The following is a 9,151-nucleotide window of genomic DNA, read 5'->3' on the forward strand; positions in this document are numbered from 1 at the left end:
GGGCCGGGCGGGCCGCTGTCGGCGCGCGGGCGCTCGCCCGCCCCCCCCCCCCCCCCCACGCCGTCCGTGGCTCGCTCCTCCTGACGCCGTCCGTGCCTCGTCCCGCCCGGCGCCGTCTGCGCTTCGCCCCGCCCGGCGCCCTCCGTGCCTCGCCCCGCCCGGCGCCCTCCGTGCCTCGCCCCGCCCGGCGCCGTCTGCGCCTCTCGGCGCAGGCTCAGCGTTCGAGTACGAGCGCGAGCCCCTGGCCGACGCCGATGCACAGGGCCGCGAGGCCGGTGCCCGAGCCCGCAGCGGCCAGCTGGTGTGCGACCGACCCGGCGATCCGGGCCCCCGACGCGCCGAGCGGGTGGCCGATCGCGAGGGCGCCGCCGAGCGGGTTCACGACGGACGGGTCGAGTTCCGGCCAGGCGGCCAGACAGCCGAGCGACTGGGCGGCGAACGCCTCGTTCAGCTCGAAGGTGGTGAGGTCGCCGAATCCCCTGTCCGCCTTGGCGAGGGCCCGGCGGACCGCCTCGACCGGGCCGAGTCCGAAGAGCTGCGGCTCGACACCGGTCACCGCGGACGCGCGGATGCGCGCGAGCGGTTCCCGGCCGGTGGCGCGCAGCCCCTCGTCGTCGACCAGCAGCAGGGCGGCAGCACCGTCGTTGAGCGGCGACGCGTTGCCCGCCGTGACGGTGCCGTCCGTGCGGAAGGCCGGCTTGAGCCGGGCGAGCGCCTCCATGCTGGACCCGGCGCGAACGCACTCGTGGCGGTCGTTGTGGGGGGCCGCGGTGGGGGCGACCCCCGCCGCGGATCGGGCGGGGGTGCAGGCCGCGGGCCCCCTGGGGGGGGGGGGGGGCGCGGCGGGCGCCCCCCCCCCCCCCCCCGCCGCCGGTCCCGCCGCCCCCCCCGCCGCTGCGGTCCACACCCACGGCCCCTGTGTGGTCTCGGCCGCGGGGTCCCGCCCCCACCTCCGCCTCGTAGCGGCCCGCGTTCCAGGCCGCGGCCGCCTTGGCGTGGCTGGCCAGCGCGAAGGCGTCCTGCTGCTCCCGGGTGATGCCGTGCTTGTCGGCGATGAGTTCGGCGCCCTCACCGAGCGGGACGGTCCACTCGTCCGGCATCCGCGGGTTGGTCATCCGCCAGCCGAGCGTCGTGGAGTGCAACTGCTGGTGCCCGGCCGGAAAGGCCCGTTCGGGTTTCTGCAGCACCCAGGGGGCCCTCGACATCGACTCGACCCCGCCCGCGACGGCCACCGACGCGTCGCCCACCGCGATGGCGCGGGCGGCCTGGATGACGGCTTCGAGTCCGGAGCCGCAGAGCCGGTTGACGGTGACGCCGGGGACGGAGACCGGAAGCCCCGCCAGCAGCACGGCCATTCTGGCCACATCGCGGTTGTCCTCGCCCGCGCCGTTGGCGTCACCGAAGTACACGTCGTCGATACGGGAGGGGTCGAGGTCCGGCGCGCGTTCCACGAGCGACCTGACCACGTGGGCCGCAAGGTCGTCGGGGCGCACCCCGGCCAGTGCCCCCGCGAACTTCCCGACCGGGGTGCGGACTGCGTCGACGATGTAGACGTCGCGGATGCTCATCGGACCACTCCCAGCCACCCGGTCGTTCGCCAGGTGAACGATCGTTCAAGACGGGTTACCGCCCGAGTCTCTGTCCGCCTTCCCGCCCTGTCAACGCCCGTTGGCGCTCACTGCCCCGCGAACACCTTCCAGAGGCCCGGGTCCTCGAAGCCGAGTGCCCAGAGCGAGGTGCCGCGCACCCCGTACCTGCGCACGGCGGCCAGCTGCACGGCAGCCCCCCGCGCGTCCTGGTACCAGACGGTCCTGAGCTCCTTCCCGTCCCGGTACGTGAAGTGCGGGGTGCCCGAATCCGGGTCGAGGGCGTAGGGCGCGCCCACCTTGCGGCGCAGCGCCTCCGCCTGCTTCCAGGTCACGTGCCGGGCCGCCCGGCTGCCGTCGGCCGGCCAGTCCCAGCCGTAACCGGGCAGCGCCGTCTCGATCTTGGCGGCGGGGACCAGTGCGGTCGCCCGGCGCAGGATCTCGTCGTACCAGGCCGTGCTGGAGAGCGGTCCCGGCGGGCCGCCTGACCAGTGCAGGTCGTACGCCATGATGCGCATCCGGTCGGCGGCCCGGCCGATCGCCGCGTAGTCCCAGATACGGCCCGTGCTGGCCGTCTGGGGCGAGACGGTGACGACGCACTGCTTCCGCACGGCGTGCAGCTTCGCGCAGAGGCCGGTGACGAAGGCCGCGTAGGCGGAGCGCACTCTCCGGTACCGCGCGGTGGGGGTGGTGGTGATCGTCTCGTAGTCGAGGTCGATGCCGTCGTAGCCGTGGCCGCGGGCGAGCCGGACCAGGGCGGCGGTGTGCGCGGCGCGCAGGGCGGGTGTGGTGAGGATGTCCGCCAGTTCCCCTGCCTTCATGGTGTCCATGTCCATGACCGTGGGGACGACCTTGATCCCGGCCCTGTGCAGTCCGCCGATGATGCGGGTGTCGCCCGCGCCGGGGTGCCCTTCGGTACGGTCCGCCGCCGCGGCCTTGTACCAGAAGGGGCTGACGGTGTGCAGCTGACCGGCGTGGCGCAGGGCGTCCTGGTAACCGGCCTCCTGGTCCCAGTAGGGCAGCCAGGCCGAAGCGGTGCGGTGGGGGCCGCCGGTGTCCGGAGAAGCGTGCGGGCTCGCGGCGGCCGCGGTCGTGGGGAGCGCCAGGGCGAGGGCGCAGACGAGGCCCGTCGCCGAACGGGCCGTGCGGGAGGCACGCGCAGTGATCATGGGCAGAGGGTGGCGCCGGTTACAGGGTCCCGCCCCGCGGGCTGGTCCGTCCAGGTCCTCGATGACCCGGATGACGGCGTATCAGGGTGACGACAGCGGCCGGCCCGGCTCATGACGGACTCGCCTCGTCCGGCCGAGCCGCGTACGGCGGATGCGGCCCCGCCGGACGAGGCCCTGGAAAATCCCCCGCGGGCCGCGGCGATCCGGGCCGCCCGGGGCGCTCTTGTGCCCGGCGGGTGCAGTGGCTTAGGTGGTACGGAGCGCTTTCCGAAAGGCACCCGACAAGGGCTGAAGGTATCTTCACCACGAGGAGCCGATCATGACCATGCCGCTGCTGACCGAGGTGGACGCGGAGCACCTGCTCCGATGTATCTGCTTCAAGACCGGACCGCCCCGTACGGTCGGTGTCGAACTCGAATGGCTCGTGCACGATGTGCACCGCCCCGATTCGCCGGTCTCCGAGGACCGGATCGGGCAGGCGCAGACGGTGGTGCGCGCCCTGCCGCTCGTCTCCGCGCTCACCTTCGAACCCGGCGGGCAACTGGAGCTCAGCTCGCAGCCCGCCGCGTCACTGACCGAGTGCGTCGACTCGGTCTCGGCCGACCTGGCCGCGGTGCGTGCGGCGCTGCGCGGTGAGGGGCTGGTGCTCACCGGCCTCGGACAGGACCCCTGGCATCCGCCGCGCAGGCTGCTGCGCGAACCGCGCTACGACGCGATGGAGACGTATCTCGACCGGCACGGGACAGCCGGCCGCTCGATGATGTGCGGTTCGGCCTCCATCCAGGTCTGCCTGGACGCGGGGCACGCCGAGCCGGGTCCGCTGGGCTACGGCAGGCGCTGGAAGCTCGCGCATCTGCTGGGCGCGGTGCTGGTGGCCGCGTTCGCCAACTCGCCGCACCGCCAGCGCCGTACCACCGGCTGGCTCTCCACCCGGCAGTCCCAGTGGGCCGATCTCGACCCGGTGCGCTCACTGGCGCCCGGCGAAGGGCCGGAGCCCCGGGCGGCCTGGGCCGCGCATGTGCTGGATGCTCCGGTGATGTGCATCCGCGCCGATGCGGGGCCGTGGCCGGTGCCCGATGACCTTTCCTTCCGGCAGTGGCTGCGCACCGGGCTGCCCAGGCCGCCGACCCGGGAGGATCTGGACTACCACCTGACCACGCTCTTCCCTCCTGTACGGCCGCGCGGCCATCTCGAACTGCGCATGATCGACGCACAGTCCGGTGAGCACGGCTGGACGGTGCCGCTCGCGGTGACCGCCGCCCTCTTCGACGACCCGGCCGCGGCCGAGACCGTGTACCGCGCCGTCAAACCCCTCGCGGAGACCGCAGGCAGGTCACCGGCGCCGCGCAATCCGCTCTGGGAGACCGCGGCGCGGACCGGTCTCGCCGATCCGGAGCTGCGCGCGGCGGCGGCGCTCTGCTTCGCCGCCGCGCAGGAGGCGCTCCCCCGGCTCGGGGCCTCCACCGCCGTACGGGACGCGGTCGCCGCCTTCGCCGACCGCTATGTCGCGCGGGGCAGGTGCCCCGCGGACGATCTGCTCGATCCCGACCACGGGAAGGATCACCGCTCATGACCGCCGACCCCACCGCCGTGCGCCGCAGCGCGCTCGACGCGCTCACCGCGGCGCGCAGCCGGACCAGCGCGCTGACGGACTGTGTCGAGGACAGCGAACTCATCGCGCAGCACTCGCCGTTGATGTCCCCCCTCGTCTGGGATCTGGCTCATATCTCCAACCAGGAGGAGCAGTGGCTCCTGCGGGCCGTCGCGGGACGCGAGGCGATGCGCCCGGAGATCGACTCGGTCTACGACGCCTTCGAGCACCCGAGGGCCACCCGTCCTTCGCTGCCGCTGCTCCAGCCCGCCGAGGCACGCCGCTACGCATCGGACGTACGGGGCCGGGTCATCGACGTACTGGAGAGCGCCCCGCTGCAAGGCCGGCCGCTGGTCGACGCCGGATTCGCCTTCGGCATGATCGCCCAGCACGAGCAGCAGCACGACGAGACGATGCTCATCACCCACCAGCTGCGCAGCGGCCCCACCGCGCTGACCGCCCCCGCGCCGCCGCGCACCGACAGCACCGGCCTGCCGGACGAAGTCCTGGTCCCCGCAGGCCCGTTCACCATGGGCACTTCGGACGAGCCCTGGGCGCTGGACAACGAACGCCCCGCGCACCAGCGGCTCGTGCCGGCCTTCCGCATCGACACCGCCCCGGTGATCAATGGCGCGTTCCTGCGGTTCATCGAGGACGGCGGATACCGCGACGAGCGCTGGTGGACGGAGAAGGGCTGGGACCTGGTCCGCGGACACGAGCTGTCCGCGCCGCTGTTCTGGCACCGGGAGGGCGGCCAGTGGCTGCGCCGCCGCTTCGGCGCCGTGGAGCCCGTGGCGCCAGACGAGCCGGTGCTCCATGTGAGCTGGTACGAGGCGGACGCCTATGCCCGCTGGGCGGGGCGGCGGCTGCCGTCCGAGGAGGAGTGGGAGAAGGCCGCACGCCACGACCCGGCGACCGGCCGCTCGTACCGCTACCCCTGGGGCGACCAGGACCCCACACCGGAACGTGCCAACCTGGGGCAGCGCCATCTCGGGCCCGCTCCGGCCGGCAGCTATCCGGAGGGTGAATCCCCTCTGGGTGTACGGCAGTTGATCGGCGATGTATGGGAGTGGACGTCCAGCGACTTCCTGCCCTATCCGGGGTTCGCCGCCTTCCCCTACCGCGAGTACTCGGAGGTGTTCTTCGGCCCGGACCACAAGGTGCTGCGCGGCGGCGCGTTCTCCGTCGGCGAGGTCGCCTGCCGGGCGACCTTCCGCAACTGGGACCTGCCGGTGCGCCGTCAGATCTTCGCCGGGTTCCGGACCGCGAGGGATGCCTGATGTGCCGTCATATCGCTGTCCTGGGGCCGCCGGAGCCGCTCGGCGACGTGCTGGTGCGGCCCCGGCACTCGCTGGTGCGCCAGTCCTGGGAGCCGCGCAGACAGCGGCACGGGACGGTCAACGCCGACGGGTTCGGTGTCGGCTGGTACGCCGAAGGCGACCCGGTGCCCGCACGCTACCGGCGCGCAGGACCGATCTGGTCCGATCTCTCCTTCACCGATCTGGCGCGGGTCGTACGCAGCGGGGCGGTCCTGGCCGCGGTCCGTGACGCCACCGAGGCGGGCGCGGACGGCGAGGCCGCGGCGGCGCCGTTCGCCGCGGGGCCCTGGCTGTTCAGCCACAACGGGGCGCTCACCGGCTGGCCGGTGAGCGCGGCACCGCTCGCCGCCACGCTCCCGGCCGCCGAACTGCTCGGGATGGCGGCCCGCTGCGACTCCGCGCTGATCTGGGCGCTCGTCCTGCACCGGCTGCGGGAGGGCGACCCGCCCGGCCAGGCGCTCGCCGACACGGTCACCGACCTCGCGGCGGCCGCGCCCGGCTCGCGGCTCAATCTGCTGATGACCGACGGCGCCGCCATCGCCGCCACGGCCTGGGGCGACACCCTCTGGTATCGCACGGAGCCCGGCGCCGCCACCGGGGCGTCCCGCCGTACGGTCGTCGCCTCTGAGCCGTACGACGACGCACCGGGCTGGCGCGAGGTCCCCGACCGCACCCTGCTCGTGGCGAGCCGCACCGATGTCCAGCTGACCCCCCTCAAGGAGCACACGGCGTGAGTCCCTTCCAGCTGACCCGCACCCTGCCCGAGGACGCGACGGACGCCGCACTGCGCGCGGACGTGCGCCAGGGGCTGACCGGTACGCCCAAGACCCTGCCGCCCAAGTGGTTCTACGACGCCCGGGGCAGTGAGCTCTTCGAGGAGATCACCGCGCTGCCCGAGTACTACCCGACCAGGGCCGAGCGGGAGATCCTGCTCGCCCGCGCGGGCGACATCGCGGAGGCCACCGGGGCGCGCACCCTGATCGAACTCGGGTCGGGCTCGTCCGAGAAGACCCGGCATCTGCTCGACGCGCTGCCCGCCCTTGAGGCGTACATCCCGGTGGATGTGAGCGGGAGCGCGCTCACCGCGGCGGCCGATGCGCTGCTCGCCGAGCGGCCGGGGCTCACCGTGCACGCGCTGATCGCGGACTTCACCCGCGAACTGGCGCTGCCGGCGGCCCCGGGCCCCCGGCTCGTCGTCTTCCTGGGCGGCACCATCGGGAATCTGCTGCCGCCCGAACGGGGCGCGTTCCTGCGCTCCGTACGGAGCCTGCTCGAACCGGGCGACCAGCTGCTGCTCGGCACCGACCTGGTCAAGGACGAGAGCGTCCTGGTCCCGGCGTACGACGACGCGGCCGGTGTCACCGCCGCCTTCAACAAGAACGTGCTGAGCGTCATCGACCGGGAGCTGGGGGCCGACTTCGATCCGGACGCCTTCGACCATGTCGCCGTCTGGGACCGCGAGAACGAGTGGATCGAGATGCGGCTGCGGGCGCGCCGGGCGTTCACCGTGAAGATCCCCGAGCTGGATCTGGCGGTGCCGTTCACCGCGGGCGAGGAGATGCGGACGGAGGTGTCGGCGAAGTTCCGCGAGGAGCGGGTGCGGAGCGAACTGGCCGCCGCGGGCATGCCGCTGCGCCACTGGTGGACGGATTCCGGCGGGCAGTTCGCGCTGTCGCTCAGCGGTCCACCAGTTCGCCCGTGAGCTGCTTCGAGGCCTTCTTCGCGGCCTCGTGCGGGTCCTGTCCGGTGAGCACCTCCGTCATATAGGGCTTGATCGGGTTGTCTGCCTCGACCGCCGCCCAGCGCGGCGAGTTCGGGGTGGCACGGCCGCGTGCCGCGCCCGCGGCCATCGCGGCCGTCCCCTCCTCGCCCTTGACCACACCCGCGAGCGTGGTCTTGTTGGGGACGTAGCTCATGGTCCTGGCCAGCTCGGTCTGCCACTCGCGTCCGGCCAGGGCCTCGACGACCCCGACAGCCGCGTCGCCGTGGCGGGCCTTGTCCGGGATGATCAGGTCGGAGCCGCCGGTGAAGACGGCCGACGGCCTGGCCGCCGTCTTGCCGGGGATCGGGAAGAAGCCGAGCTTGCCCTTGAGCCGGGGGTTCTCCTTGAGGATGGTCTGCGCCGTTCCGGGCACTGCGATCATCTGCGCCACGTCACCGCGCGCGAACACATCGGCCTGCTGCGGGTGGGCCTCGTCCGCGTTCTTGGGCCCCTTGCCGAGGCTCTGGAGCTCCTTGTAGAAGTCCATGCCCCTGATCGCGGCCGGGCTGTCGATGGCGCCGGTGAAATTGCCGCCGGACTCCTCGGCCAGCTCCCCGCCCTCGTCCCAGATGAATCCCGAGAGGGTGTACCAGTCCTGTCCGGCGAGGTAGATGCCTTGCCGGTCGCCGCTGTTGAGCTCCTCGGTGTCCTTGATCCACTGCGTACGCGTCTTCGGCACCCCGGTGATCCCGGCTTGCCTGAACAGGTCCTTGTTGTAGATGACGACCCGGTTGGCCGCGTACCAGGGGACCCCGTACTGGGCTCCGTTGATGCTGCCGGGATCGGCGAGACCGGGCAGCCAGTCCTTGCTGCCGAGGTCCCGGACCGATTCCAGGGTGAGGTCGCGCAGCCCGCCGCTCTCCGCGTACATCGCGACCTGGGTGTTGCCGACCTCGATCAGGTCGGGGCCGTTGCCGGACCGCAGGGCGGCCGTGACCTTGGCGCCGATTCCGCCCCACTCCTGGATCCGGACGTCGAGCCTGGTGTCCTTGTGCTCCTTCTCGTACGCGCGGGTGAAACGCTGGACGAATCCGTCCGACGCGCTTCCCTTCATCAGCCACACCGTGACGGTGGTGGTGCTGTCCCCCGTACCCGGCAGATATCCGCAGCCGGTGAGCGCGGTCGCGGCGAGTGCGGTGGCGGCGAGCAGGGCGGCGCAGCGCAGGCCGGGGTGGTTCTTCACGGAGGTCACCTCTGTCGTAAGGACACGGCAGTTCATGACCCGACGTGGGGGAAGCGCGGACGGCTTGAACGGGTTGGCTGAATTTTGGTACAGACCAATCCCCCGGGTCAAGCCTGGGGCCTCCGGGACCGGGCGGCTTCCGGCGATCGCCCGGACCGGGCGGGCGCCGCGCGGAGTCCGGCTCCGTACGGCACCGTGGAAGGAGGCGACGAAAGGAGCGGGTCATGTCGGAGCACACCTACCGGGTGACGGAGATCGTCGGCACCTCGCACGAGGGCGTGGACCAGGCCATCCGCAACGGCCTGGGGCGCGCGTCCAGCACACTCAGGGGACTCGACTGGTTCGAGGTCACCCAGGTCCGCGGGCAGATCGTGGACGGGCAGGTCGAGCACTACCAGGTCGGCCTGAAGGTCGGCTTCCGGCTGGAGGACGAGGGGTGACCCGCCGCATTCCCCCGCGGGGTGGCGGGCGCCCGGGGTTTTGGCGCCCGGGACCGGGGTTTAACCATTGGTGTGCTCTGCGATATGCTCGCGACCGGTTT

Annotated in this window: 7 protein-coding genes and 2 pseudogenes; 5 read left to right on the forward strand and 4 right to left on the reverse strand. The window is 72.9% G+C overall.

Annotated features, from left to right (window positions below; genetic code table 11):
* Positions 1-214: 214 nt before the first annotated feature.
* The 3 genes and pseudogenes from ACFXBC_RS34090 to ACFXBC_RS34100 all read right to left on the reverse strand — a co-directional run.
* Positions 215-751: pseudogene (locus ACFXBC_RS34090) on the reverse strand (3-oxoadipyl-CoA thiolase); the annotation flags it as partial.
* A 196-nt stretch (positions 752-947) separates the two neighbouring features.
* Positions 948-1,568: pseudogene (locus tag ACFXBC_RS34095) on the reverse strand (beta-ketoacyl synthase N-terminal-like domain-containing protein); the annotation flags it as partial.
* Between the two features lie 107 nt (positions 1,569-1,675).
* On the reverse strand, positions 1,676-2,755 hold the full coding sequence (locus tag ACFXBC_RS34100) for a glycosyl hydrolase family 18 protein (protein WP_385033655.1): 1,080 nt from the start codon (positions 2,753-2,755) through the stop codon (positions 1,676-1,678).
* A gap of 319 nt (positions 2,756-3,074) precedes the next feature.
* Between ACFXBC_RS34100 and egtA the strand changes: the two genes are divergently transcribed.
* From egtA to egtD, 4 genes are read left to right on the forward strand one after another with little or no spacing between them, the layout of a single operon-like run.
* A complete protein-coding gene (egtA, locus tag ACFXBC_RS34105) occupies positions 3,075-4,328 on the forward strand; it encodes an ergothioneine biosynthesis glutamate--cysteine ligase EgtA (protein WP_385033657.1) in 1,254 nt (417 codons plus the stop codon).
* Positions 4,325-5,626: an ergothioneine biosynthesis protein EgtB gene (gene egtB, locus ACFXBC_RS34110; RefSeq protein WP_385033660.1), complete on the forward strand. Its 1,302-nt coding sequence runs from the start codon at positions 4,325-4,327 to the stop codon at positions 5,624-5,626. The genes egtA and egtB overlap by 4 nt, the downstream gene beginning before the upstream one ends.
* A complete protein-coding gene (gene egtC / locus ACFXBC_RS34115) occupies positions 5,626-6,399 on the forward strand; it encodes an ergothioneine biosynthesis protein EgtC (RefSeq protein WP_385033663.1) in 774 nt (257 codons plus the stop codon). Before egtB ends, egtC begins: the two co-directional genes overlap by 1 nt.
* Positions 6,396-7,367 (forward strand): L-histidine N(alpha)-methyltransferase, encoded by a 972-nt coding sequence (egtD, locus tag ACFXBC_RS34120; protein ID WP_385033666.1) that lies wholly within the window; start codon positions 6,396-6,398, stop codon positions 7,365-7,367. The genes egtC and egtD overlap by 4 nt, the downstream gene beginning before the upstream one ends.
* Here the strand turns inward: egtD and ACFXBC_RS34125 are convergent.
* Positions 7,342-8,619 carry an extracellular solute-binding protein gene (locus ACFXBC_RS34125; protein WP_385033669.1) on the reverse strand — a complete coding sequence of 426 codons (1,278 nt, stop codon included), beginning with the start codon at positions 8,617-8,619 and terminating at the stop codon, positions 7,342-7,344. The genes egtD and ACFXBC_RS34125 overlap by 26 nt on opposite strands.
* Before the next feature lie 215 nt (positions 8,620-8,834).
* Here ACFXBC_RS34125 and ACFXBC_RS34130 point away from each other — a divergent pair, with 215 nt between their 5' ends.
* The gene (locus ACFXBC_RS34130) at positions 8,835-9,050 is read left to right on the forward strand and encodes a dodecin (RefSeq protein ID WP_385033672.1); all 216 of its coding nucleotides are present in this window, start codon (positions 8,835-8,837) and stop codon (positions 9,048-9,050) included.
* Positions 9,051-9,151: the final 101 nt, after the last annotated feature.

The sequence above is a fragment of the Streptomyces sp. NPDC059398 genome (assembly GCF_042751845.1).
Lineage (GTDB): Bacteria > Actinomycetota > Actinomycetes > Streptomycetales > Streptomycetaceae > Streptomyces.

Bases quoted from the DNA above. Each gene is read 5' to 3' on its own strand.
- ACFXBC_RS34100 (WP_385033655.1), bottom strand. From the start codon at position 2,755: ATGATCACTGCGCGTGCCTCCCGCACGGCCCGTTCGGCGACGGGCCTC.
- egtA (WP_385033657.1), top strand. From the start codon at position 3,075: ATGACCATGCCGCTGCTGACCGAGGTGGACGCGGAGCACCTGCTCCGA.
- egtB (WP_385033660.1), top strand. From the start codon at position 4,325: ATGACCGCCGACCCCACCGCCGTGCGCCGCAGCGCGCTCGACGCGCTC.
- egtC (WP_385033663.1), top strand. From the start codon at position 5,626: ATGTGCCGTCATATCGCTGTCCTGGGGCCGCCGGAGCCGCTCGGCGAC.
- ACFXBC_RS34130 (WP_385033672.1), top strand. From the start codon at position 8,835: ATGTCGGAGCACACCTACCGGGTGACGGAGATCGTCGGCACCTCGCAC.